General features: G+C 42.6%; 25 protein-coding genes and 2 pseudogenes. 6 read left to right on the forward strand and 21 right to left on the reverse strand.

Annotated features, from left to right (window positions below; genetic code table 11):
- Positions 1-75: 75 nt before the first annotated feature.
- Positions 76-1,785, reverse strand: a complete 1,710-nt coding sequence (locus FGM00_RS13250) for a hypothetical protein (protein WP_138853373.1) — start codon at positions 1,783-1,785, stop codon at positions 76-78.
- Between the two features lie 130 nt (positions 1,786-1,915).
- Here FGM00_RS13250 and FGM00_RS13255 point away from each other — a divergent pair, with 130 nt between their 5' ends.
- The 3 genes from FGM00_RS13255 to FGM00_RS13265 all read left to right on the forward strand — a co-directional run bounded on the left by FGM00_RS13255 (position 1,916) and on the right by FGM00_RS13265 (position 5,993).
- Complete coding sequence (locus FGM00_RS13255; RefSeq protein ID WP_138853374.1) at positions 1,916-2,413, forward strand: RNA polymerase sigma factor; 498 nt, start codon at positions 1,916-1,918, stop codon at positions 2,411-2,413.
- 138 nt (positions 2,414-2,551) lie between these two features.
- A complete protein-coding gene (locus FGM00_RS13260; RefSeq protein WP_138853375.1) occupies positions 2,552-3,463 on the forward strand; it encodes a FecR family protein in 912 nt (303 codons plus the stop codon).
- Entirely contained in the window at positions 3,444-5,993 is a 2,550-nt protein-coding gene (locus FGM00_RS13265; protein ID WP_138853376.1) for a TonB-dependent receptor, read from the forward strand. Before FGM00_RS13260 ends, FGM00_RS13265 begins: the two co-directional genes overlap by 20 nt.
- Here the strand turns inward: FGM00_RS13265 and FGM00_RS13270 are convergent.
- The 3 genes and pseudogenes from FGM00_RS13270 to argS (FGM00_RS20090) all read right to left on the reverse strand — a co-directional run.
- Positions 5,977-6,810 carry a zinc-dependent peptidase gene (locus FGM00_RS13270; protein ID WP_138853377.1) on the reverse strand — a complete coding sequence of 278 codons (834 nt, stop codon included), beginning with the start codon at positions 6,808-6,810 and terminating at the stop codon, positions 5,977-5,979. The genes FGM00_RS13265 and FGM00_RS13270 overlap by 17 nt on opposite strands.
- 21 nt (positions 6,811-6,831) lie before the next feature.
- Positions 6,832-8,022: pseudogene (gene argS / locus FGM00_RS20085) on the reverse strand (arginine--tRNA ligase); the annotation flags it as partial.
- 141 nt (positions 8,023-8,163) lie between these two features.
- Positions 8,164-8,937, reverse strand: a pseudogene (argS, locus tag FGM00_RS20090) (arginine--tRNA ligase domain-containing protein); the annotation flags it as partial.
- A gap of 256 nt (positions 8,938-9,193) precedes the next feature.
- Between argS (FGM00_RS20090) and FGM00_RS13280 the strand changes: the two are divergent.
- From FGM00_RS13280 to FGM00_RS13290, 3 genes are all read left to right on the forward strand, one after another.
- The gene (locus FGM00_RS13280; protein WP_138853379.1) at positions 9,194-9,619 is read left to right on the forward strand and encodes a hypothetical protein; all 426 of its coding nucleotides are present in this window, start codon (positions 9,194-9,196) and stop codon (positions 9,617-9,619) included.
- A gap of 62 nt (positions 9,620-9,681) precedes the next feature.
- On the forward strand, positions 9,682-11,109 hold the full coding sequence (locus tag FGM00_RS13285; protein WP_138853380.1) for an SDR family oxidoreductase: 1,428 nt from the start codon (positions 9,682-9,684) through the stop codon (positions 11,107-11,109).
- Between the two features lie 351 nt (positions 11,110-11,460).
- Positions 11,461-12,405 (forward strand): hypothetical protein, encoded by a 945-nt coding sequence (locus FGM00_RS13290; RefSeq protein WP_138853381.1) that lies wholly within the window; start codon positions 11,461-11,463, stop codon positions 12,403-12,405.
- Positions 12,406-12,415: 10 nt separating this feature from the next.
- Here FGM00_RS13290 and ctlX read toward each other — a convergent pair whose 3' ends face one another.
- From ctlX to rpsE, 17 genes are all read right to left on the reverse strand, one after another.
- A complete protein-coding gene (ctlX, locus tag FGM00_RS13295) occupies positions 12,416-13,354 on the reverse strand; it encodes a citrulline utilization hydrolase CtlX (protein WP_138853382.1) in 939 nt (312 codons plus the stop codon).
- A gap of 24 nt (positions 13,355-13,378) precedes the next feature.
- Positions 13,379-14,290, reverse strand: coding sequence for a dimethylarginine dimethylaminohydrolase family protein (locus FGM00_RS13300; protein ID WP_138853383.1), 912 nt, complete (start codon positions 14,288-14,290; stop codon positions 13,379-13,381).
- Between the two features lie 120 nt (positions 14,291-14,410).
- Entirely contained in the window at positions 14,411-15,697 is a 1,287-nt protein-coding gene (locus FGM00_RS13305; protein WP_138853384.1) for a citrate synthase, read from the reverse strand.
- 117 nt (positions 15,698-15,814) lie between these two features.
- Positions 15,815-17,350: a glycogen synthase gene (locus FGM00_RS13310; RefSeq protein ID WP_138853385.1), complete on the reverse strand. Its 1,536-nt coding sequence runs from the start codon at positions 17,348-17,350 to the stop codon at positions 15,815-15,817.
- 113 nt (positions 17,351-17,463) lie between these two features.
- Positions 17,464-18,756 carry a phosphopyruvate hydratase gene (gene eno, locus FGM00_RS13315; protein ID WP_138853386.1) on the reverse strand — a complete coding sequence of 431 codons (1,293 nt, stop codon included), beginning with the start codon at positions 18,754-18,756 and terminating at the stop codon, positions 17,464-17,466.
- Between the two features lie 123 nt (positions 18,757-18,879).
- A complete protein-coding gene (gene carA, locus FGM00_RS13320) occupies positions 18,880-19,995 on the reverse strand; it encodes a glutamine-hydrolyzing carbamoyl-phosphate synthase small subunit (RefSeq protein ID WP_138853387.1) in 1,116 nt (371 codons plus the stop codon).
- Between the two features lie 94 nt (positions 19,996-20,089).
- Entirely contained in the window at positions 20,090-20,626 is a 537-nt protein-coding gene (rplQ, locus tag FGM00_RS13325) for a 50S ribosomal protein L17 (protein ID WP_138853388.1), read from the reverse strand.
- Positions 20,627-20,687: 61 nt separating this feature from the next.
- Positions 20,688-21,680 (reverse strand): DNA-directed RNA polymerase subunit alpha, encoded by a 993-nt coding sequence (locus tag FGM00_RS13330; protein ID WP_138853389.1) that lies wholly within the window; start codon positions 21,678-21,680, stop codon positions 20,688-20,690.
- 18 nt (positions 21,681-21,698) lie between these two features.
- Positions 21,699-22,304, reverse strand: a complete 606-nt coding sequence (gene rpsD, locus FGM00_RS13335) for a 30S ribosomal protein S4 (protein ID WP_138853390.1) — start codon at positions 22,302-22,304, stop codon at positions 21,699-21,701.
- Positions 22,305-22,396: 92 nt separating this feature from the next.
- Positions 22,397-22,789: a 30S ribosomal protein S11 gene (gene rpsK, locus FGM00_RS13340; RefSeq protein WP_138853391.1), complete on the reverse strand. Its 393-nt coding sequence runs from the start codon at positions 22,787-22,789 to the stop codon at positions 22,397-22,399.
- A 98-nt stretch (positions 22,790-22,887) separates the two neighbouring features.
- The gene (gene rpsM, locus FGM00_RS13345; RefSeq protein ID WP_138853392.1) at positions 22,888-23,262 is read right to left on the reverse strand and encodes a 30S ribosomal protein S13; all 375 of its coding nucleotides are present in this window, start codon (positions 23,260-23,262) and stop codon (positions 22,888-22,890) included.
- 2 nt (positions 23,263-23,264) lie between these two features.
- Positions 23,265-23,381 carry a type B 50S ribosomal protein L36 gene (gene ykgO / locus FGM00_RS13350; RefSeq protein ID WP_013305171.1) on the reverse strand — a complete coding sequence of 39 codons (117 nt, stop codon included), beginning with the start codon at positions 23,379-23,381 and terminating at the stop codon, positions 23,265-23,267.
- 198 nt (positions 23,382-23,579) lie between these two features.
- A complete protein-coding gene (gene infA / locus FGM00_RS13355) occupies positions 23,580-23,795 on the reverse strand; it encodes a translation initiation factor IF-1 (protein WP_013751343.1) in 216 nt (71 codons plus the stop codon).
- Positions 23,796-23,885: 90 nt separating this feature from the next.
- Positions 23,886-25,229, reverse strand: coding sequence for a preprotein translocase subunit SecY (gene secY / locus FGM00_RS13360; RefSeq protein ID WP_138853393.1), 1,344 nt, complete (start codon positions 25,227-25,229; stop codon positions 23,886-23,888).
- A gap of 12 nt (positions 25,230-25,241) precedes the next feature.
- The gene (gene rplO, locus FGM00_RS13365) at positions 25,242-25,694 is read right to left on the reverse strand and encodes a 50S ribosomal protein L15 (RefSeq protein ID WP_138853394.1); all 453 of its coding nucleotides are present in this window, start codon (positions 25,692-25,694) and stop codon (positions 25,242-25,244) included.
- A gap of 15 nt (positions 25,695-25,709) precedes the next feature.
- Entirely contained in the window at positions 25,710-25,889 is a 180-nt protein-coding gene (gene rpmD / locus FGM00_RS13370; RefSeq protein ID WP_138853395.1) for a 50S ribosomal protein L30, read from the reverse strand.
- Between the two features lie 63 nt (positions 25,890-25,952).
- The gene (rpsE, locus tag FGM00_RS13375; protein ID WP_138853396.1) at positions 25,953-26,477 is read right to left on the reverse strand and encodes a 30S ribosomal protein S5; all 525 of its coding nucleotides are present in this window, start codon (positions 26,475-26,477) and stop codon (positions 25,953-25,955) included.
- Positions 26,478-26,486: the final 9 nt, after the last annotated feature.

Below are 26,486 nucleotides of genomic sequence, written 5' to 3' on the forward strand. Positions count from 1 at the left end.
AAGCGTCCTAAAAAAAGCGCCCATCTTTCGATGGACGCTCCAAACAAGTTGTGGGGCAAAATTTTACAGTAGGTCTCATTCACATTCTTTTTCGATGACCAAGGTCTCTTCGCCGCGCCTAAGAACAAAGCGTGCCCCGCGACACTCGGTCACTTCCCAATCGCCAACATAATTGGCGAGCGCAATACTCAGATTATTAAAGGTCAGAACATTCCCTGTAATCGACCAGTTGCCTTCATCGACCACGGTTCCATTCGGGTTACGCACATGTATGTTCCTGTTTGAAAAATCGATACGCAGGTAATCCAAACTACTATTTTCGTCCTGTGAAGGGGCCCATTGGCAAGTGCTTATGTTTTCGCTAATAAACATCTCACTGCAGGCCACAGTCACTTTATCACATTCCTTTTCGATAATCAGGTTTTCGTCACCACGTCGGAGTCTGAATCGCACATCACTACATTCGAGAACTTCCCACTGCCCAATATAGTTAGCGAGTGCCATACTCAAATCGCTAAAGACGACAATGTTTCCGTCAATCGACCAGTTCCCTTCATCTACGACCGTTCCGTTTGCATCGTATACATGAATGTCCCTATCTGAAAAATCAATCCTTAAATCGTTCAAAAAATCACCTTCCTCCTGTGAAGGTGCCCATCTGCACGTGTCTAAAGTTTCAGAAATATAGTCTTCGCCACAGGCTACAGGCGTATCCTCACAATACCTTTTCATGATAATCTTATTATCATCACCAGCGTGTAACTTGATCTTTTTACCGTCAATATCGTTCACAAACCAATCTTGGGTGAAATCGACCAGTAATTCAAACTCGAGGTTTAAGACAACCCTGTAATCAGAAATCCTGGTATTCCATTGCCCGTTACTCAAATTACCTTCTCGGTCACGTGCTACCACGCTACCATTCTCACTAAAGTTCAGGACATAATCTTCGTATTGGTCGGTAGTATCCTGATTATTACGCTCTAATCCCTCCACCAGCCAAGGACAGGCGATCAATACCGTATCTAAGCGTACCTTGGTAAAGTCATCATCGCTATAATCATTGTCATCGTCCTCGTCACATATATCGATAGCGCTTTCTATGGCATCCTTCAATTCGGCATTATTGTAGACGGTGACCTGTGTACTATCCTGTAATTCAAATGACACGGGGAACTCCACGCTAACCAAATCGGCTTCCCTTAGACCGGTAAAAAAACGTCGAAGTTCACTATCATCGGTTGCGGTAACATTTCCGGTGAGCGTGAGATTAGGATTAAAAGTGTACAAGGTAATAGGATAAACGAAATCGATACATTCGATATCATCGTCTTCACCTCCTTCTACACATTCCTCTGCAATAGCCCTAAGGTCTTCCGGTGAGGACAAAGTGACCTCGGTATAGTCGGCCAGCGTAATGGTAATGGGGAAAACAATATCCAAAACATCATCATCCGTCTCGAAGGCGTCGAAAATCTTTTCGATGGTTTCAAGATCGTCCATTGTTTCTATGGTAAGTGCTAGACCGTTTACAGAAACGCTGTAAGGGAATTGAATATCAAAACAGCTTGAACCATCGACGATATTATCATACGAGCCATCGTTATCGACCGCTCGCCGCATCAATTGAAGGGTTGTTGAAGTGGCTTCCATGGATTCCGTAGCAATGTCACCGCCAGGTGTCGCCTCCTCTTCCGGGGTAAGTTCATCCTGACTACAGGACGTTAACGCACATACAGCTGCCAGTAGGATGACGCATAGTATGTAATAAATACTTTTTTTCATAACGATTTGGATTTGAAAAAGTGTCTTAACACAAATTTAAAACAACAGCGGCCCAAAACACCCTACTTTCACTTTTGAATTTTTTAAAATATCTTTGACCAGTACCAACCTAATCCTGACTCCCATAAAAATGGACAACGTATGTGAAGATGGCGTGTTCGCCAAAATCTTCAAAGCCAATTCCAAAACGGTTTTCAACTACATTTATTATAAGTTCGGTAATGAGGAAAAAGCCCACGATGCCGTTCAGGAGGCTTTTCTTAAACTATGGGAAAATTGTGCAAAAGTAGCACCAGAAAAGGCAAAGGCTTTTGTCTATACCGTTGCCAATAATACCTATCTAAATGTCATCAAGGCCGAAAAGGTACGATTGAAGTACGCCGATAAAACACTCAAAAATACCAACGAGACCCCTGAATTCGTGTTGGAACAGCAAGAATTTCAGCAAAAACTGGACAATGCCCTAAACAGTTTGCCCGAAAACCAGCGGGTCGTTTTTTTATTGAATCGCATTGATGGAAAGAAATACAAGGAAATAGCTGTCATGGAAGGCGTGTCTGTAAAGGCAATTGAAAAGCGGATGCATTTGGCGTTGAAATCGCTACGGGCGAAGATTGACGGGATATGAAAATGGATGCAGGGAGCGGTTGCAGTAGGCAGGTAGGATGAACTTAAGAAAGAGTTGCTAGCTACCATCGAAAAACCGCCCACTTAAAAGGTAGGGTTAATTACTAACTGGTTGTTATTAAGATACTAAGCAAAAGTCATGCAAGAAAATTATTTGGCGAAATGGCTCAATAACGAGCTCACCGAGGAAGAACTCGCGGAATTCAAAAACTCCGACGAGTATGCCACTTATAAGCGTATCATCGAGGTTTCCGACACCTTACAAGGACCCGATTTTAGCGCTGAGGAAGCCCTATCGGCCATTCGGAACAAGCGTATACTCGAGGCACCAAAGGTGGTGCAACTACACCCTTTTAAGCGCTTTATGAAAGTTGCGGCAGTTGCCGCTATCCTTATCGTAGGTGCTTACTTTTATTTGAATACCCTCGATAAGACCGTTAGCACAGAATATGCACAGCGCGCTGATGTTACGCTTCCCGATGCCTCCGAAATCGCTTTGAATGTAGATTCAAAAGTTTCGTTCAGTGAAAATAACTGGGACGAAGAACGCAAGGTGCGTCTAGAAGGTGAAGCGTTTTTCAAGGTGGCGAAAGGTAAAAAATTCACCGTAGCTACAAAAGCGGGTGATATTACCGTGCTGGGCACACAATTCAATGTAGAACACCGTAAGGACTTTTTTGAGGTCAGCTGTTTTGAAGGCTTGGTCAGTGTCTCTTTTAAAGGGATGGAAACCGAAATTCCGGCAGGTGCTTCTTTTTTTGCCGTGAACGGTAAAATCAAAGAACACGAGATTCAAAAGAATAGTGCACCTTCTTGGATGAATGATGAAAGTACATTTAAAAGTATTCCGCTCCGGTATGTTCTCGATGAATTTCAAAGACAGCATAATATTATCGTAACTACCGAAAACATTGATACGAGTCAACTATACACAGGCACCTTTAGCAATTCGGATGCTATGCTTGCCTTAAAAAGCATCAGTGTTCCTTCCCAAATAAAGTTTAAATTTGAGGGGAACAAAGTGCTTTTCTATGCCGAAGACGCCCCATAAGCGAGTATCTGTATTTTATTGCCTACTGTTTTTTCTGATGCCCTTTCTGGGAACGGCCCAGGAAACCCTGACCTATACTTCTTTAAACACCTTAATTCGTACATTAGAACAGGACTACGAAGTGAAGTTCTCCTATGTCGATGCCGATTTGGCGAATATTCGAGTGCCCACCACGGATGCCACTACGCTTTCCGAAATTTTGACCCGCATCGAACAGCTTACCCAACTGCGGATCAAAAAGTTGAACGACCGCTATTATGCCATCACCAAGAGTGATAAAATCGCCATTTGCGGGTATGTATTCGATAATTTTGAAGAGAATACGGTTATGGGTGCCTCGGTGGAGGTACTCGATAGCGATATGGCCGTAGTGACCGATATGACTGGACGATTCGCCATCGACAACGTTCCTAGGGATGCGACCCTACGCATCAAATACATAGGATACAAAACTCGCTTCATAAAGGCCGAAGAGCTTCTAGGCCGGCTCGAATGCCAGACCATTGTCTTAGCCCAATTTTACCAACAATTACGCGAAGTTGTCGTTTACGAATTCCTGACCGCCGGCCTTACCAAACAAAGTGATGCCAGTATTGAGCTGGATATCGAAAAATTCGGGATTCTTCCGGGAAGTATCGAACCCGACGTATTACAAACCGTTCAGGCATTGCCAGGAATCGAAAGTATAGACGAAACGGTTTCGGACATCAATATCCGCGGGGGTAGCAACGACCAAAACCTTTTGTTATGGGATGGTATCAAAATGTACCAATCCGGGCATTTTTTTGGGTTAATATCCGCCTTCAATCCTTATTTGACCGAAAAAGTTACCTTGGTCAAGAACGGTACCAGTAGCCAATATGGCGATGGCGTAAGCGGACTTATCGACATGCGTACCAAAGACCAACTCGGTATTCCCTTTTTCGGTGGGGCAGGTTTTAACCTTATCAGTGGGGATGCGTATGGGCAATTGCCGTTGTCGGAAAAATTGGCCATTCAATTTTCCGCAAGACGATCTTTGACCGATTTTTTTGACACACCGACTTTCAATCGATTTTTTAAAAGGATTTTTGAAAATGACCGGATAGTGAACAATAGCCGACCAGAAGATACGCAGCGCGACCAAACCTTTCTGTTTTACGATTTTACGGGAAAACTGCTATATGATATCAATGACAAGCAAAAACTGCGTTTTAGTGTAATCAACATCAATAACCAACTCGATTATTCAGAAGAGGATATGGATTCGGGGGAAAGGAGTAAAAGTGACCTCAACCAGTTCAATTTTTCCGTGGGGCTGCGCTTGCAGAGCAAGTGGTCGGATAGGTTTACCTCTTCCTTGAATGCATATTACACCAATTACAATTTAGATTCCCGTAGCATCTCTTCCGACGCCAGGCAGCAACTGCTCCAAAACAACGAGGTAGATGAAAAATCGGTGAAACTTAATACATCTTTCAGTTTGGTAACGCAGCTCGATTGGCGTAATGGCATACAGGTTAGCGAGACCAAAGTCACCAATGCCACAAATGTTACCTTGCCCCCATTTGCCAGTGTGCAAGAGGGAACGGTAATTGCCCAATCGTTCTTTTCGGAACTTGCCTACACTTCGGACGATAATCGATTAATAGCCAAAGCAGGCGTACGGTTGAACAACTATAGAAATCCGGATAACTTTACCAAATTCATTACCGAACCTAGACTGAACCTCAATTATACCTTTGCAAAAAATTGGAAGGCAATCGTTCTTGGAGAGTTCAAAAGCCAGGCAACGAACCAGGTTATCGACTTAGAACAAAACTTTTTGGGTATCGAAAAAAGACGTTGGGTCATCTCGGATGGTACAAGTCTTCCGGTCACGAGGAGCAAACAAGGTTCTTTAGGCATCAATTACGACCGTAAAACCCTATACATTGGTTTGGAAGGTTTCTATAAAGAAGTGAAAGATATTAGTACACTCACCCAAGGTTTCCAGAACGAAAACCAATTCAATGGCGAAATAGGAAAGTATGACGTTAAGGGGGTAGAATTCCTGATCAACCAAAAAACGGATACCTACAGTATATGGGGTAGTTATACCTACAACCTCAACAATTACAATTTTCCGGATTTCGAACCGAGCGAGTTCCCCAATAATTTCGATATTCGGCATACGGCCACCGTTGCCGGTACCTACACCGCCGGAAACCTTCGGCTCGGTATTGGTCTCAACTATCGTTCCGGCAAGCCTTTTACCGAGCCGGATGCCGAAAATGCTTTGAATACCGACGTTTTCCCATTTCGCATCAACTTCGAAGAGCCCAATAGCAGTAAACTGCCCGAATACCTGCGAGCCGATGCATCGGCCATTTACGATTTTACCATGAGTCCAACGATAGATGCCACCGTCGGATTATCGATTCTGAACTTTACCAATCGTAAAAATACGCTGAACACCTATTACCAATTGGGACCGGACGATACCATAGAGCGCGTTGAAAACGTATCGCTAGGGCTTACGCCCAATATGAGTTTTAGGGTGCGGTTTTGATAGGAGCGTCACCATCCTCTAGAAAATCGAAATTCAGCATACGTTTTATAATATGGTAAAGCTCCGGGAAATCAGCTTTGAACACATCTGGCGTTTCGATAAAATTCTCCACTGCAACCGAAAAGAATTCCTGCAAATTCGTCATACCATAGGCTCGAAAATAATCGGAATTTTCCATTTTAGTTGAAAAATCGGGACTTGCCAATAGCTTTTTAATCCGTTTTAATCCGTTTCGAAAGCGAATTCCTTCCCAAAAGGGTTGTTTTATCAAATGAAAACTGAGCGCATGGGCAAATTCGTGAACAACAAGATTCCTATTGTCATCGGCAATTTCAAACCCTTTCCACAATCGATCGGAAGAAACGATAACCCGCTTAAGCCCTAGATTGTATTCCCCCACATGATATTGTCGTCTTATACGGGAATAATACTGAGTCGGATAAATCACGATTTCGACCAACGAGGTCATCATTCGGTAGCCCGATATGCCAAGGGTCATCAAAGCAAGGCTTCCGCTTAGGAGGAGTTTCACATCTTCCTGATAGTCGATTTCACCTTGAAATTTGAAGGTCTTGGCCATACGGTACCAGACCGTACGTTTTTCAAAACGCTCTTTGACGGGAGCTGACATTTGCCCGTAAATCGGCAGCCATTTTAGAAGTATTCGTTTCTCGCTTTCGGAGAGTGTCACGGGTTTTCTGAAGGGGTTCCATTTATAGAGATCCATCGCATACCGAACCAGATAAACGACGCAAGCCAAGGCATACGCAATCCACAGCCACCGGAAAATTTCTACTGAAAAAAGGGCGACGTTCAAAATAATGGGTTCAAGTTTTTGTTACATACGGTCTGGAACAGCTATACCCAACAATCGCAAAGCCGATTGTATTACATCGGCAACCTTTTTGGTCAATTGCACCCGGAACACTCTTTGCCGTTCGTCGGCCTCGCCTAATATAGAGACCTGCTGGTAAAACGAATTGAACTCTTTTACCAGATCGTAGGTATAGTTAGCGATCAAGGCAGGACTATAATTTGTTGCTGCCAGCTGTATGGTATCGGGAAAAAATTGTAGTTGCTTGATCAGCTCCTTTTCCTTGGGATGTAGTGCTTCGACCGCGTTTAGCGTTGTGTTTATATCAAAATCGGCTTTTCTTAGTATGGACTGAATACGGGCATACGTATATTGAATAAATGGACCCGTATTCCCTTGAAAATCTACCGATTCTTTCGGATCGAATAATATTCGTTTCTTGGGGTCTACCTTGAGAATATAGTACTTGAGCGCCCCAAGCCCAATCATCTTGTATAAATCATTTTTCTCGGTATCGGAGTAGCCTTCCAATTTGCCCAATTCCTCCGAAATCTTGGCGGCCGTTCGCGTCATCTCATCCATAAGATCATCGGCATCGACAACAGTACCTTCGCGGCTCTTCATTTTACCACTTGGGAGGTCTACCATCCCATAGCTCAAATGGTGCAATTGGTCTGCCCAGGAAAAACCTAGTTTTTTAAGGATCAAGAATAACACTTTAAAGTGATAATCCTGCTCGTTGCCCACGGTATAGACCATGCCATTGATATCGGGATGATCCTTTACGCGCTGTATCGCCGTACCGATGTCCTGAGTCATATAGACCGCCGTACCATCGGAGCGGAGTACTATTTTTTCATCGAGTCCTTCATCGGTGAGGTCTATCCACACGCTGCCATCCTCCTTTTTAAAGAACACCCCTTTTTGGAGTCCGTCTGCAACCACATCCTTTCCTAAAAGATAGGTATCGCTTTCGTAATAGAGCGTATCAAAATCGACACCCAGATTTTTATAGGTCACCTCGAAACCATTATAGACCCACCCGTTCATTTTTTTCCAAAGGGAAACTACTTCTTTATCGCCTGCTTCCCATTTAAGAAGCATTTTCTGAGCTTCATTTAAAATTTGAATATGAGGTGTGAATTTTTCATCCAGAAGTTCTCTGACTTTCCGTATTTCCTTATCAGTGGAATTGTCTTCAGTTTTTGTTTTCCCATATAAATTAGAAAATATTGTTAGAAACTTTCTTCTTGAATCCTCTAATAAATCATTGCCAATCTTTTTCTCTAAGAGATAATCCAAATCTTCAGAAAAAGGCATTTTATTACCTTTTTCCAAATTAGAATCGCTTGCATTAAGCTTGAACTTGTAGAAATCTCTAATTGCGGCTCCAAGTGATGAAAAGTACTCATTCTCCACTTGAACATTTTTTATTGCTTCTTTTAAATTATATTCTTCTAGTCTATTTAGTTCTAGTTTCCTAGAGAAATCCTCAATCAATTCTCTAAGCTCCTTTTTAAACTCTTTGTCATATCTTACATAATAATTTCCGACCAACTTATCCCCTTTCAATCCGGTACTCTCTGGGGTCTCCCCATTCCCAAAGCGTTGCCATGCCAACATGCTTTTGCAAATATGAATGCCCCTGTCGTTGATAATTTGGGTTTTATAGACCTTTTTGCCAGCCGCTTTCAGGATTTCGGCAACCGAATAGCCCAGCAGGTTGTTTCGTATATGCCCCAGGTGCAAAGGCTTATTCGTATTTGGGGATGAGTATTCGACCATTACGGCATCCGTAGCAGTTTCCTTTACCAGGCCATAGTCGGCTTCATTTTTAATCCCATTAAAGAAATCGATATAAAAGGCGTCGCTGACCACGAGGTTCAAAAATCCCTTCACCACATTGAAATCGGAAATAGAAGCAACCGACTCTTTTAAAAACGTACCGATTTGCTCCCCGATATGAGCCGGGTTTCCATTTACCACGCGTAACATCGGAAAAACCACCACGGTGATATCGCCTTCAAAGTCTTTCCGTGTAGGTTGAAATTCTACCGACGGTAATTCCGCGTCGAATATAGAACGTACGGCTTCTTTTACTTTAACGTCTAAAACAGTTTGGATGCTCATGGTGTTGCGGTTCTAAGCTTGCAAAACTAAGCATTTTTTAGAGCCTGACATACGTATTATCTCCTTAAGTAGGATACAAGTTTTACACTAAAACCTGAATGAAATAGCTCGAAAATAAGAACTAAACCCTCTTTGTGGGTGCCGATAATTTAATGGATTGCGTTTCTTTCTATCAATTTAAGTAGGAATGGGTTTTCCTTGAACCAAGGAATGGTTAACTTTAGAAAAAACTGCTGGAATAAGAAGATTAAAAACTATGTTGGTAAATGTATCCTATAACAACAGGGAGGTAACACGCAAAATTGACGAAGCGGTCGGTAAACCTTTTAAACTAAAAGAACGCTGGGCCATGAAGGGTATCGGATCCCCAAAATTGTTTATTGCCGAGACGAGTATTGAAATTAGAAACTTATTGATACTCGATAACAATACCGATTCTTGCAATATTGAAATGCGACCCAAAGGCATTATCGTTCGGTTTCGCTCACTACTGGAAACGTTCGCCTTGGTCATTCCCTACTATAAATTGACCATCTATAAGGGCGATTTTGCTATCTACTCCATTTATAGGGACAATCACTTCATCAAGGTAAAATCGGATACCAAGGCCATTCAAAAATACTTCCGGAAATTATTGGACTATAAAGCGGACAATGCGCCAACTTCTATCGAAGATTTGTAGCATTTAATGGAACAACGTTTGCCACGCCCGATGGGCGAAATACAAGACCTAAAACTAACTTCATGAAAATACTCCTCACAGGTGCTAATGGGTACATCGGAATGCGTTTACTACCCCTGCTTTTAGATCTAGGGCATGATGTAATCTGTGCCGTGAGGGACGCAGAACGACTTTCAGTGGATGCGGAGACCCGTTCGCGCATCAGTATTATAGAGATTGACTTTTTAAAGGAGGTGCAAGAAGGAAAAGTTCCCAATGATATTGATGCGGCCTATTTCCTGATTCATTCCATGAGCTCATCTACAAAGGATTTTGATGAGATGGAAGCTACTACGGCCGAAAATTTCAACCGTTATCTTAAGCCGACCAACGTAAAGCAAGTTGTTTATCTGAGCGGCATCATAAATGAGGAAAACCTTTCAAAACATTTGCAGTCGCGAAAAAATGTTGAGAAAATATTGTATGAAGGTCCATTCGCACTTACCGTTCTTAGAGCGGGCATCATCGTAGGCTCCGGGAGTTCATCGTTTGAAATCATACGTGATCTTTGCGAAAAGCTACCTTTTATGATTACACCCAAATGGGTCTTGACCAAGACCCAGCCCATTGCCATTCGCGATGTCATGAGTTTTTTGACGGGAGTACTTGGCAATGAGGAAACCTACGACGACTCATTTGATATCGCTGGGCCCAATGTGCTCAGCTACAAAGAGATGCTACATCAATATGCCGAGGCGAGAGGGTTTAAAAATTGGATTGTTACGGTTCCAATAATGACGCCTAAAATATCGTCGTATTGGTTGTATTTTGTCACTTCGACGTCTTATAAACTAGCCTTGAACTTGGTTGACAGTATGAAAGTAGAGGTTATCGCCAGAGACAAGCGGCTTCAAGAAATTTTGGGAATAACCCCACATACCTATGCCGAGGCCATAGACATGGCCTTCAAAAAAATCGAACAGAACTTGGTCATCAGCAGTTGGAAGGACAGTATGGTCAGTGGGCGTTTTCAACAGGATCTTGAAAAATATATTCAGGTGCCCAAATATGGTGTTTTAAAGGACGTAAAAAAACGTAAGATAGAAGACCCAAAAAGAGTGCTGAAAAATATATGGAGTATTGGCGGCGAACGGGGGTGGTATTATGGCAATTGGCTGTGGAAAATTCGAGGATTCATGGACAAGCTCATTGGCGGCGTGGGTCTGCGTCGCGGTCGCACCCATCCCGACAAAATATATTCCGGTGATGCATTGGATTTTTGGCGGGTCTTGTTGGCGGACAAAAAAAAGAAGCGACTCCTGCTTTTCGCCGAAATGAAATTACCCGGCGAGGCATGGTTAGAATTCCGAATCGACGAGAAAAACGTACTGCACCAAACAGCAACCTTTAGACCACGTGGATTGAGAGGGCGTTTGTATTGGTATAGTATCGTTCCCCTTCATTATTTTATCTTTGGTGGTATGATTCGCGGAATTGCAGAAAGCAAGTAACAACTTGATTTGTAATGGAAAAGTGATTAAGAGACTGTTTGGAAATATCTCGCTTATTTTCTTAGGGCCTCTTTTTGCACCTTATTTCGTTAAAATTTTTGACCGTAGCGCTGCTATGCTCAAAAATTTTGCCTCATAATGCATCAAAAATAGACCATAACAATTCTAACGACATATTTCCAAACAGTCTCTAAGATAATCTGGTACCGAGTTATTTGGTTCTTTGCTGGATACGTCTTATCAAAACGGCAATTTACCAACCCGATAACTAAAATTGCTTAAACAGTTGTAGAATCTCATCTTGACAACCATCAAGGGCCATTTAATTTAGCATTTTATCCAACTTATATAATGAAATATACGGTCAAAATATTTCTATTAGCTATTAATCTGGTCATTTTCGGCGAAATGCTTCCCGCCCAACAAAGCGAAATAAGCAACCAGGACTATGGATTTCAGATTACCATGTTGGGCATTCCCAAATCGGCTCCTGATGGTTATGAATCCGTAAAAACCGTGGCGCTCGACAAGCCATTGTATCCGGATAAGGCGTATGAAGTCGGTTTTTGGATTTTTGGCCCCCAACTGGCCGATCGTGGCTATTCCTATCCGATACAGGTGTTCCCTTCCAATTTTATGGGCCCAGTCAATAGCGACATTTTTAATTTAGTCGAGGCCCACGAGATTATGCCCAAGCTTGAAGTAAATCCGCCGCCGAGATATACCAGTAGGGGGTACCATACTTTTACGATTCGTCCCGATACCTTGTATCAAAATGTGACAGTTGCCCTGAAAGTAAATGCCTGGGACCGCCCTCCTATTAACATCCGGGAAGACATAACGGTCACCGGCGTTTTTGTGGCTGTTGTTCCCGAAAAATCAAATGATGACAATTCCCTAGCGCAAAAGCAATCCATAGATACATTAAAAAGAGTTCTTCCCGAGCAAATGGCGGAACGTATTTTGATCGACAGCAAAAAGAGTTATACGGTGACCGAAAGTGAGGTATCCATCGGACTTTATGACCATCGGAATATCGATAAGGATAAGGTAACCATTTACCTCAATGCCGAAATTTTAATCGAAGACTATGAACTGAAGCGAAAAAAGAAATTCTTTAAAGCGGGATTAAAACCAGGTATCAATACCATTACGCTACATGCAGAAAATCTCGGCGAGGTTTCACCGAACACGGCGGCTATCATCGTTAAAACGAAATCTAAGGAATTGACGGCAATTTTGGAATCGGACCTTGGTACTAGCCAGTATTTTACGCTTGTTTATAAGCCAAACTAGATATGCAAAGCTATTGCTCTTTGGGCAAAAAGACCTCAGCCATCATACAACGGGCACTACCACCACCACAGGTCTCGATGGTGTCCAATGGACTATGGATAATAGCGCAGTACTTTTTAATGGCGCTGATTTGATCTTCCCGCAAGCTATTATAAGCGGCAGAACTCATCACCATAAATCGCTTTTCATCGGCGCCAATGACCTGAAGCATATTTCCAGCAAAAGAATGCATTTGGGCCTCGGTTATGGCTATGATTTCCTTACCATCTTTTTTTAGATGGTCGAGTACATTTTTTCGTTCCTCTTTATCATCAATGGTATCCAAACAGATTACCACAAAATTCTCGGCCATCGCCATCATCACATTGGTATGATAGATGGGCTTTCGTTCTCCCGCTACCGTTTGGTTCGCAGTAAAAACAACGGGAAAGCAATCAAAGTCTTCACAAAACTCGATAAACAGTTCTTCATCTGCCCTTTCGCTAAGCGCACAGTACGCCTTTTGATGCACTCGATCCTTTAAAATACTTCCGGTGCCTTCCAAGAAAATGCCTTCTTCCTCCGCCGAGGTATAGTCAATGATATCGGTTATCTGAAATCCCTTGTCCTCGAGAATGGTAAAAATATCCTCGCGACGCTCTCTTCTTCGATTTTCGGCGAACATCGGATAGACGGCCACCGTACCGCTGCTATGAAAGGAAACCCAATTGTTGGGAAAAATAGAATCAGGGGTATCCGTCTCTTTTTTATCGTCAACAACCAGTACATTTACGCCATTCGAACGCAGCACACTAACAAAATCGTCAAATTCCTGTTGTGCTTTTTTATTGATTTCAGAATTTCTAAGCTCCAGATCTTCTTGAAAATAATTGTTGACCGCGGTCTCTTCGTTTTTACGAAAAGCAACAGGGCGTACCATCAGAATCGTATTCGTAACTTGTGTTTTCATCCTATTTTACTGTATTTGGGACATTTATGCTCTTACCAATGGTAAGGTACTGCATCGCAACAGCCCTTCTTGTTTCGAGATTTCGGCATATGGAATTTCCTCGACAACAAAACCCTGGTCACGCAACCAATTGTTCAGTCTTGTAAAATTTTGCTCTGAAACCACCACGTCCGGGGAAATGGAAAATACATTACTGAACATGTTATACATTTCATCCGCAGTAATTTCAAAAATATTATCCGCTCCGAAAAAATCGACCAACCATTGGTATTCCTCCTCGACCAAGAAACCGTTCTTATGTAAGATAGCCTTTCCTTTGCCCAATGGCTGAAAGCAGCAATCTAAATGCAGCGCATTCTCTTTTGCATTGGTCGATTTCCGCAACTCGAACGATTTGACTTTTTTATTCGGGAATTGTTTTCTTAAAAAAGTTACAGCGGCATCATTTGTGCGTGCGGTAATGTGGGAAGGATAATCCTCTGCCGTATAGGTTCCAACGAAGATATAATCGTACCAAGGCATTACATCCCCGCCCTCAACATGTACCTCCTCGGGCGCATGGATGATATCTTCTGGATCTATATATTCCAATACGTGCAATATGGCCTCGATTTCTTTTTCCCTATCCGGAAGGATATTGGCCAAAATCAATTTGTCCTGTATGACGAAAGCAATGTCCCTCGAAAAAATCTGATTGCAATCTTCAATTACCTCAGGACGGAATACCTTTACCCCGTATTTTTTGAATACGGCGGCAAAGGCGTCCATTTCTTTGATCATATCTTCTTCCTTCGGATAGGTACCCGCCAGAATATGCTCCAAAGATTTTGGATCGTATGACTCATCAGGTTGTGGTACAGGGCCACAGCTTTCTGCTGTCCCTAGAACCACTGTTTTAAGAGGGGAAATTTCGTCATTCACATTCAACTTCAACATGCCGTAAATTTTTAATAATTCTCTTTTATACCTTCAAAGATAATTCGCAATTTCAGGGTACGAAAAAAGCCCTTCTAAAATTTTAAAAGAGCTTCATTGTTTTTATTTAAAGGTAGCAATCTACCTCGATTCGAGGTCAACAAAAGACCTGTGTGTTTCTCCGATATATAATTGTCTCGGACGACCGATAGGTTCGTTGCGCAAACGCATTTCCCTCCATTGGGCAATCCATCCCGGCAGCCTACCCAAGGCGAACATTACCGTGAACATTTCAGTAGGAATACCCAAAGCCCTGTAGATAATGCCCGAGTAAAAATCTACGTTCGGATACAACTTTCGATCAATGAAATATTGGTCTTCCAAAGCTTCTTTTGCCAAGCCTTTGGCAATTTCCAATATAGGATCTTCAATACCCAAATCGGCCAGGACTTCATCCGCCGCTTTTTTGATGATTTTTGCCCGAGGGTCGAAATTCTTGTACACACGATGTCCGAAGCCCATTAGGCGAAACGGGTCGCTCTTATCTTTGGCTTTCGCCATATATTTTTTGGTGTCGCCGCCATCGGCCTCTATCGCTTCCAACATTTCGAGTACTGCTTGATTCGCACCACCATGCAACGGCCCCCACAGGGCAGAAATTCCAGCTGACAGAGATGCGAACAATCCGGCGTGCGAGGATCCTACGATACGCACTGTGGACGTAGAACAATTTTGTTCGTGATCGGCATGCAAAATCAATAACTTATCAAGTGCTTCGATGACGATTTTATTCAAGACATATTCCTTGGAGGGCTTTTTGAACATCATCTTATGAATGTTCTCTACATAACCCAAGCTATCGTCGCCATAATCCAATGGTAGGCCTTTTTGCTTTCGCATGGTCCAAGCTACAAGAACAGGGAATTTTGCCAATATGCGCACTATCGCCCCGTACATCTCGTCTTTGGAGGTAACGTTCACCGATATCGGGTTAAAGGCGATCAGGGCACTGGTCAAGGAGGAGAGCACACCCATCGGATGGGCCGATTTCGGAAAAGCGTCCAAAATCTTCTTCATCTCTTCATCTACGTGGGATTCGTTCTTAATATCGATATGAAACGCCGAGAGCTGTTCTTTATTTGGCAAATCCCCAAAAATCAATAAATAGCACACTTCTAGGAAATCGGCCTTTTCCGCCAATTCCTCGATGCTATACCCACGATATCTCAAAATACCCTTTTCACCGTCTAAAAAAGTAATTGCACTTTCACAGGAACCTGTGTTTTTATAACCGGGGTCAATTGTCGTAAGCCCTCCCGTTGCGGAGCGTAGGGTTTTAATATCAATAGCGAGCTCGTTTTCAGTACCTTCAATTACCGGGAAATCGTATTTCTGACCTTTATATTCTAGGGTTGCTTTGTCTGACATTCGTATTTTTTACTTAAAATTAGGGTGAATGGTAAATTTAATCAAAAGGCGGCATTTTACCAATGCCTTCTCCTATTAGTTTTTGCTTAGAAGCTATGCTATTGCAGGAAATAGGGACTATAACAAATACAGTTTTTCGTAATACCCGTCAACGGATTTGCCCCAAGTAAAGCGTGCTTTCTTTGCGTTCGATTGGATTTTTTTCCATGCAGCCTTATCCTTTTCCCAAAGGGTCAAGGCCTCGTCGAACCGCTTGATCATACTTTTGATTTGGGCATTATAGGTTTTTCCTTCGAATGCAAAACCGGTTTTCATATGTGTCACCGTATCTTTCAATCCGCCGGTATGGTGAACCAAGCACGGATTTCCGTTGCGCATAGCGAGCATTTGACTTATGCCACAAGGTTCGAAGAGACTTGGCATAAAATACAGATCGGTCTCCAGATACATCGAGTCGATCAAATCTTCGGATTGACCGTTCGTAAATATGAAATTCTTATGCTTATAGCTCATGTCGCGAAACAATTGCTCGTAGTCGGGATCACCAGTACCTAAAAGCATGAAGATGCCATCGATTTTCTCCAGCCTTTTCAACATTTTCTCGAATGCCTCGGGCGAGCGTTTAAAAAAGTAGAACTTTTGTTCGGTGAGCCTAGCCACACTTGAAACGATAAATTTAGGCCGCTCGGTTACGAATTCCATTATTTTTTCACCGGTATGGGCCAAGAAATCGGCCTTGTACTTTTTCGATTCGTCCTGTAGCCACCTAAAGAGCGCTTTAACGGTATTTCTGTAGAGCAGCCCTTTCTCCGCCTCTCTGATATTATTATAGTTAGAAGCATTCAGAATACCATGCAACCTGCCCTCGTCATTTGCCTTTTGCAAATCTTTCTCCAAACTTTCCCCTCCAACGAATTCAGGTCTTCTACTTGGCATCATCACATCCTCCTTATAGGAAGGGGATACCGTATGAACGGCATCGGCCAACCGTATTCCTACGGCCATAAGGTTGATACAATCCTGATAGCGCCAATCCATCAATTCTTCATGCTTCAACTGAATTTCGGGAAACCAATTGTGCACAGAGGCGAAATTGTCGTAAAATGGTCGTATACCTTGTATAGCGAGATTATGAATGCTGTAGACATAACGCATCTTCTTTAGACTGCTATAGGCCGGGTGGTAGGTCTTGAGAAATAGCACGGCACTAGAATGCCAATCGTGCATATGTACCACATCCAATTCGCCGAATGCACCCATTTTTATGGCTTCGGCAACAGCGGTACAAAAAATCATAAATTTCACAAAATCGTTGAAGAAAGGTTCGGTAGGATCATCGTGATAAATATGCGCAATCCCCCCTTCTTCGATTTCGGGATGGTGTATGACATAATGGGTAAGGTTATCGAATTCCTTTTTCGGTGTTACCTCGTAAAGCTCTGCCGTATAACTCGTGCCACGCAGTTGAAATTTCAAGCTCGTTTTAAAGACCCCATCTTTGTGAAGTCTCGAATAAGACGGAACTACGACGTGTACTTTATCGCCCCTTCTGGATATCTCCCGTGGCACGTCTCTAACGACATCCCCCATACCTCCAGCCTTACAATCTGCAATGCCATCATTTTCAGCTGCAACAAAAAGAAAATTACTCATAAAAAATCGGTTAGTTTAAGTGGAACGAAAAAGGTAAGTAAACTTTATCAAGACGCCAAAAAAAAGCCTTTCTAACTAAAGAAAGGCTATAAAAAAGACCATAAAATTATCTATCAAGCAAGTTTGAACGCTTTTTCCTTAGGATAGTACGCCATTTCCCCCAGTTCCTCTTCGATACGCAACAACTGGTTATACTTTGCCATACGATCGGATCGAGAGGCAGAACCCGTTTTTATCTGTCCCGTATTCAAGGCAACCGCTAAATCGGCGATTGTGTTATCTTCCGTTTCGCCCGAACGATGCGACATTACCGAAGTGTAGCCAGCGTTCTTGGCCATATTCACTGCCGCGATGGTCTCCGTCAATGTTCCAATTTGATTCACTTTGATCAATATGGAGTTAGCGATGCCTTTTTCGATTCCTTTCGAAAGCCGCTCTACGTTGGTCACGAAAAGATCATCCCCTACCAATTGCACGGTATCCCCGATTTTTTCGGTCAATGATTTCCAACCGTCCCAATCGTTTTCATCCATTCCGTCTTCTATGGAAATAATAGGGTATTTTGAAGCCAGGTCGGCCAAATATTGGGCTTGTTCCTCGGAGGTACGCACTACCCCACTTTCGCCTTCGAACTTCGTGTAATCGTATTTGCCGTTCACATAAAACTCCGCAGCTGCACAATCGAGCGCAATCATGACATCGTCTCCTAATTTGTAGCCGGCCTTATCGACAGCTTTGGCAATGGTATCCAAAGCATCTTCGGTACCTCCGGCCAAGTTGGGCGCAAAACCACCTTCATCACCAACGGCCGTACTGAGTCCTCTATCATGCAATACCTTTTTTAGGTTATGGAAAATCTCAGTTCCCATTTGCATGGCATGCGAAAAACTTTTTGCCTTCACGGGCATCACCATAAATTCCTGAAATGCTATCGGCGCATCGGAATGCGACCCTCCGTTGATTATATTCATCATGGGCACAGGTAGTGTATTTGCACTTACACCCCCGACGTATCGAAACAAAGACATCCCCAGTTCATTAGCAGCAGCTTTGGCCGCGGCCAAAGACACTCCTAAAATGGCATTGGCGCCAAGTTTTGATTTGTTAGGTGTCCCATCTAGTTCGATCATGGTCCGGTCTAAAAGATTTTGTTCAAAAACGGACATCCCCAATATCTCTTCGGCAATGGTCGTGTTTACATTATCTACCGCCTTCGATACCCCTTTGCCCATAAAAGTGCTTCCTCCGTCGCGCAGTTCCACTGCCTCATGTTCCCCTGTTGATGCTCCAGAAGGAACCGCAGCACGGCCCATGACCCCATTCTCGGTAATCACATCTACCTCTACGGTCGGGTTTCCCCTTGAATCCAAAATTTGTCTTGCATGTACACTAAGTATGATACTCATTTGATTTTTCTATTTAGGTTCGTTACGTTTCTTAAAGTCAGTACTATTCAAGCCAACAAATATACGAAAGCACTTGCTCACAGCACTTTTCAGCGCAGTGGATTACAGAAATATAACGATTCGTTAAATTAAGACCGCTTTCTTTATCGAATCGAAAAACTGATCGAAGAGGTACTCGGCATCATGTGGCCCCGGACTTGCCTCTGGATGGTACTGTACCGAAAAAACCGGAGCATCTTTCATACGCATACCAGCCACGGTTTTGTCGTTCAAGTGTACATGGGTGATTTCCAAATCTTGATGCGCCTCGGTTTCTTCCCTATTGATGGCGAAACCATGATTCTGGGATGTAATTTCTCCTTTCCCGCTTAGCAGATTGAGGACGGGATGATTGATTCCGCGGTGCCCATTGTGCATTTTATAGGTAGATACTCCGTTCGCCAATGCGATGATTTGATGCCCTAGACAAATTCCAAAAAGCGGTCTTCCACTGGCGATCATTTGCTTAGCCGTTTCGATAGCTGCGGTTAAAGGCTCCGGGTCTCCAGGACCGTTCGAAATAAAATACCCATCGGGATCGAATGCTGCCATATCGGCGAAGGAGGCGTCGTACGGAAATACCTTTACAAAGGCACCCCTTTTTACAAGGTTTCTGAGAATATTCTTTTTGATACCGATATCCAAAGCCGCGATTTTTAAGTCGGCGTTTTCATCACCCACGGTATACACCTCTTTAGTTGATACCTTCGATGCCAGCTCCAAACCTTCCATACTGGGTACCTCGGCGAGTTGCTTCTTTAGTTCCGAAATGTTGTCTACCTCCGTTGAAATTACGGCGTTCATTGCTCCATTATCACGAATATAGCTCACTAGGGCCCTGGTATCAACATCCGAGATAGCCAAAAGATCATTGGCTTCGAGAAATTCCAAAAGGCTCTTATCGGCCGTGGCCCTAGAGTACTCATAACTAAAATTTCTACAGATCAGCCCCGCGATCTTTATGGATTCGGACTCTACCTCCTCTTTAGCGGTACCGTAGTTCCCGATATGGGCATTGGTCGTGACCATGAGCTGCCCAAAATACGAGGGATCGGTAAAGATTTCCTGATATCCGGTGGTTCCGGTATTAAAACAGACCTCTCCGAAAGCAGTGCCTTCCTTGTCCCCAACAGATTTCCCATGAAAGATGGTGCCATCCGCCAATAATATCAACGCTTTTTTTCTTGTTTGGTATTTCATATCCAATGCAATATTTAAGGTTTCACAAAAAAACATAAAAAAAAGGATAAGCTGAAAAGCTTATCCTTTTAAATTATCAGTAGTTATCGACATCTTACTCTTCTGAATCATCAGCTTTAGTTTCAACATCTTTCTTCGCGTCTGCCTTGGCATCTACCGCAGGAACTGGAGGAGTCTCCGTTTTGGCTCCACCACCACCTCTTCTACTTCTTCTTGTCGTTTTCTTCTTGGGCTTATCGGCATTATACAATTCGTTGAAATCGACCAATTCTATCATGGCCATATCGGCGTTATCACCTAAACGCGTTCCCAACTTAATGATACGCGTATACCCGCCCGGACGATCGGCAACCTTCTCTGAAACCGCACCGAAAAGCTCGGTTACCGCATACTTATCCCTAAGATTTTTAAAGACGATACGCCGGTTGTGCGTACCTTTTTCGGCCGTTTGATTGTTCACCGCTTTTGATTTGGTAATCAACGGCTCTACAAAAACCTTTAAGGCCTTCGCCTTGGCTACTGTGGTATTGATTCTTTTGTGCTCAATCAAGGAACAAGCCATATTGGCCAACATTGCCTTTCTGTGGGCTTTTTTTCTTCCTAAATGATTGACTTTCTTACCGTGTCTCATGACTTTAGTTTTATCATCTTGCTACCAAATCCGCCTGTGGCGGAGAGCAAAATATGATTATTTAATCTTTATCCAATTTATATTTTGAAAGATCCATACCGAAGCTAAGACCCTTGTTGATGACCAATTCTTCCAATTCGGTCAATGACTTTTTCCCGAAATTTCTGAACTTCATCAAATCGTTCTTGTTGAAAGAAACCAAATCCCCCAAAGTATCTACTTCGGCAGCTTTAAGACAGTTCAACGCACGAACGGACAAATCCATATCGACCAACTTGGTCTTTAATAGTTGTCTCATGTGCAAAGACTCTTCATCATAAGTCTCTGTCTGAGCGATTTCATCCGCCTCCAGAGTTATGCGCTCATCGGAGAACAGCATAAAGTGATGTATCAATACTTTAGCCGCTTCGGTCAGTGCATCTTTAGGATGTATGGAACCATCGGTCTCGATTTCGAAAACCAATTTTTCATAATCCGTTTTTTGCTCAACACGGAAATTCTCGATGCTATACTTTACATTTTTTACCGGCGTAAAGATAGAATCGACAGAAATGGTCCCTAATGGTGTACCTGATTTCTTGTTTTCTTCAGCAGGAACATAGCCACGACCTTTATCCAAGGTAATTTCCATATTAATGTTCACCTTCGAATCCATGTTACAAATAACCAAATCCGGATTCAATACCTGATATCCAGAAATGAATTTCTGAAAATCACCGGCAGTCATCTGTTGCTTGCCACTTACCGAGATAGAGACAGTCTCTGCTTCGGAATCCTCTATTTGTTTCTTGAAACGTACTTGTTTCAAGTTCAATATCATTTCAGTTACGTCTTCTACAACGCCAGGAATTACCGAGAACTCGTGCTCAACGGTATCTATTCTAACAGAAGTAATGGCGTGACCTTCCAAAGCTGAAAGCAATACCCTTCTTAATGCGTTCCCAACAGTCAGTCCATAACCAGGTTCCAAAGGACGGAATTCAAATTTGCCTTTGAAATCCGAGGAATCGATCATTATTACTTTATCGGGTTTCTGAAAATTAAATAATGCCATAATTAGATCAGTGTTGGTTTATTTAGAGTAAAGCTCTACTATTAATTGTTCTTTGATGTTCTCTGGAATCTGAGATCGCTCCGGAACCGCAACGAAGGTTCCTTCCATTTTATCCGAATTCCAGGTAATCCACTCGTATACTCTGCTATTGGCCGCTAAAGCATCGCCGATAGCCTGCAATGATTTGGATTTCTCTCGAACACCGACAACATCACCGGGCTTTAAAGAATATGATGGAATGTTCACCAACTCACCGTTTACGGTAATATGTCTGTGCGAAACCAATTGTCTTGCTCCTCTTCTTGTATTGGAGATACCCATGCGGTATACGACATTGTCTAATCTACATTCGCATAGTTGAAGTAAGATTTCACCTGTTACGCCTTCCTTACGCTTTGCATTCGCAAAAACATTTCGGAACTGCTTTTCTAAAATACCGTATGTATATTTTGCTTTTTGTTTTTCCATCAATTGGATGGAGTATTCGGACTGTTTACCACGGCGTCTTGTCTGTCCGTGTTGTCCTGGTGGGTAGCTCTTTTTCTCAAAAGCTTTGTCATCACCAAAAATCGCTTCTCCGAATTTACGGGCGATTTTACTAGTTGGTCCTGTGTATCTTGCCATTTTCTTTTAGTTTGAAGTGTGATTATGAATTAAGGCTTATCCTTCGATAATCGTTAACTACACTTCGGTTGAAATATAAAAATTATGTGATATTAAACTCTTCTTCTTTTAGGAGGTCTACAGCCATTATGCGGTGTTGGCGTAACATCGATGATTTCAGTCACCTCGATACCCGAATTATGAATAGAGCGAATTGCGGACTCTCTACCGTTACCGGGACCTTTTACATATACCTTCACCTTACGAAGACCTGCCTCATGAGCCACTTTCGCACAATCTTCAGCTGCAATCTGGGCAGCATAAGGAGTGTTCTTTTTAGAACCCCTAAATCCCATTTTACCCGCCGAGGACCATGAGATTACATCGCCCTTTTTATTGGTAAGTGAAATAATGATGTTATTGAACGATGCCGTAACGTGGGCTTCACCGACCGATTCGACGATTACCTTACGTTTCTTAGTTGATTTTGCACTTGACTTTGCCATTTTCTAGTCTTTAGTCGTTAGTTCCCAGTCGTGGGCCGAACATTTTCAGCTACTTGTAGTTTTGTCTATCGTCTTTCGACTGCAGACTAACGTCTTATTTATTTGGTTGCCTTCTTCTTGTTGGCAACCGTTTTTCTTTTTCCTTTTCTAGTCCTAGAGTTGTTTTTGGTACGCTGTCCTCTCAAAGGAAGACCGGATCTATGACGAATTCCCCTGTAACAACCAATATCCATTAATCGCTTAATGTTCAATTGCGTTTCCGAACGTAATTCACCCTCAATGGTAAAGCTACCTACCGCCTCACGAATACGACCAATTTCATCATCGCTCCATTCAGACACTTTGGTATCCTCGCTTACCTTCGCAGCTGCTAAAATTTCTTTGGCACGGCTCTTACCTATTCCGAAAATATAGGTCAGGGCGATTACGCCTCTTTTCTGTTTTGGTATATCTATACCTGCAATTCTTGCCATAATTATCCTTGTCTTTGTTTAAATCTAGGATTCTTTTTGTTGATCACATATAATCTGCCCTTCCTGCGAACAATCTTGCAGTCGGCACTTCTCTTCTTAACTGATGCTCTTACCTTCACGTCTCTTTTTTTTAATCGTATTCCCTATATTCAGAAACCAACCTAATGCGTACTCTTTCATATAGCGTATAGAATATAGAACAAAGAATAAAGACCCAAGTGGACGCTTTTATATCTTTTCTCTATTTTCTTTATTCTTATAGGTCCTTTCTCTTAAATAAATTCTACTCTGTATAAATCTCCAACGAAATTTATAAATCAATACCTGTATGTAATTCTAGCTTTGGAAAGATCATACGGACTCATTTCCAGCTTCACCTTATCCCCTGGCAATAATTTAATATAATGCATACGCATCTTTCCGGAGATGTGTGCTGTAACTACATGCCCGTTTTCCAACTCAACACGGAACATTGCATTTGACAATGCCTCTATGATGCTACCATCTTGTTCTATTGCTGCTTGTTTAGCCATTTTTTACTTTATTGTTCGTTGTGCGTCGATCGCCTTTGGTGTTCTCTTCATCGTTTCTTCTACCTTTCGACCGTCAATCGCAAACTGATCTTATGCTACTTTCCTATTTTTTCCTGTTTTCATTAAACCATCATAATGACGATTCAATAAATATGCGTTCACTTGTTGAACGGTATCTATCGCAACCCCGACCATGATGAGAAGGGATGTACCACCATAAAACAAAGCCCATCCTGCCTGTACACCCATTAATTTTACCACGAAGGCGGGCAGTATCGCAAGAATCGCCAAAAATATGGAACCTGGCAATGTAATCAAAGACATAATCTTATCTAAGAAATCGCCGGTTTCCTTTCCTGGTCTGATACCGGGAATAAAACCTCCACTTCGTTTCAAATCATCTGCCATTTTGTTCGTTGGTACCGTTATGGCCGTATAAAAATACGTGAATATGATGATCAATATCGCAAACAACAAGTTGTAGGCCCATCCGAAAATATCGGCGAAGTTTACTTGCATCCACTGACCAGCCGCGGTATCGTCAAAAGCACTACCAATGAGTCCTGGTACGAACATAATGGCCTGTGCGAAAATTATAGGCATTACCCCTGAAGCATTCAACTTTAAGGGTATATATTGTCTTGAACCCATTACATTTTTCTCGTACCCACCTGAGGCCGATCTTCTTGCGTACTGTACTGGAATCTGTCTTGTCGCCATAACCAATAGCACACATGCCAAGATGACCAAGAACCATATAATTACCTCGAACAAGACGAACATCAAGCCGCCTGTATTGTTCGTTGTTCTTGAAACGAATTCTTGAACGAACGACTGTGGCATAGTCGCGATAATCCCAATCATAATCAATAAGGAAATACCGTTACCAATACCTTTATCCGTAATTTTTTCTCCCAACCACATGGCGAACACACAACCGGTTACCAAGATAATCACGGCGGGAATCATAAAATCCAATCCCTTACCCAATAGGAAGGCGCTGTCCTGTACACCGAAAGCACCCAAACCATATAAATAAGCCGGAGCCTGAACGATACAAATACCGATGGTTAGCCATCGTGTAATCTGGTTAATGGTTTTTCGCCCGCTCTCCCCTTCTTTCTGCAATTTCTGCAAATAGGGAATCGCAATCCCCATTAACTGAACCACGATCGAGGCCGAGATATAAGGCATGATTCCCAATGCAAAAACGGAAACATTTGAAAATGCTCCTCCCGTAAATGCGTTCAAAAGACCAAAGATTCCCTGATCGGTGCTTGATTCTAAAGCAGCCAACTGCGAAGAATCAATTCCGGGCAATACAATCTGACAGCCAAACCTGTAAACCAATAATAGCCCAAGGGTAATCAAAATTCGATTCCTTAGTTCTTCGATTTTCCAGATATTGGATATGGTCTCAATAAATTTCTTCATAATAAAATGGACTTATAAACTTAACGCTTCTCCTCCTGCAGCTTCAATAGCCGCTTTTGCAGAGGCAGTAAATTTATGAACTGAAACCTTTAATGATGCCTTAAGCTCTCCGCCACCAAGAATCTTTACCAAGTCGTTCTTGCGAGCCAATCGGTTTTCTATCAGGGTTTCAAAAGTCACTGTATCCTTTACAATTTTGTTATCTACCAATGCCTGAAGCGCATCAAGGTTGATTCCCTTGTACTCCTTTCGATTGATGTTCGTAAAACCAAACTTGGGAACACGACGTTGCAATGGCATCTGACCTCCTTCAAATCCAATTTTCTTGCTATATCCAGATCTTGATTTTGCGCCTTTGTGTCCTCTAGTGGCCGTACCACCTTTTCCAGAACCTTGGCCTCTACCAACTACCTTTCCCGCCTTATTCGCAGCTCCTTTGGCTGGTTTCAGATTACTTAAATTCATAACCTATCTTATATATTAAGCTTCTGTGGTAGAAACTAAATGTTTAACTTTATTTATCATCCCAAGAATGTTCGGTGTATCTTCATGCACCACCTCTTGTCCGATTCTCTTTAAGCCAAGTGCAGCAAGGGTTTTCTTTTGAGAACCCAATTTTTTGATACTGCTCTTTACCTGCTTTACCTTGATTTTTGCCATTTCTTTTATCCTATTAAGTCGTGAGCATTCCTTCGGATGTCAAAACTTACTTTGTATGCTTAATTATCCTCTAAAAACCTTCTCTAGCGATACTCCTCTTTGGCGTGCCACTGTACCGGCATCCCTCAACTGTAATAGTGCATCAAAAGTCGCCTTGACCACATTGTGGGGATTGGAAGACCCTTGTGATTTTGACAATACATCGTGCACCCCTACTGATTCCAATACCGCCCTAACAGCTCCACCGGCTATAACCCCGGTACCATGTGAGGCTGGCTTTATGAAAACGCGTGCCCCGCCAAATTTTCCTTTCTGCTCATGTGGAAGCGTATGCCCGTTCAACGGAATACGTATCAGGTTCTTCTTACCGTCTTCGATCGCCTTGGCTATTGCGGTGGCAACCTCTTTTGATTTGCCCAAGCCATGACCCACAACACCGTGCTCATCGCCCACCACAACAATTGCAGAAAAGCCGAACGCTCTACCACCCTTGGTTACTTTGGTTACACGCTGTACGCCAACCAATTTGTCTTTAAGCTCTAGACCTCCTGGCTTAACGGTCTCTACATTTTTGTATTTCTGGTACATAAATTTTAT

This window comes from Aggregatimonas sangjinii, from assembly GCF_005943945.1.
GTDB lineage: Bacteria > Bacteroidota > Bacteroidia > Flavobacteriales > Flavobacteriaceae > Pelagihabitans > Pelagihabitans sangjinii.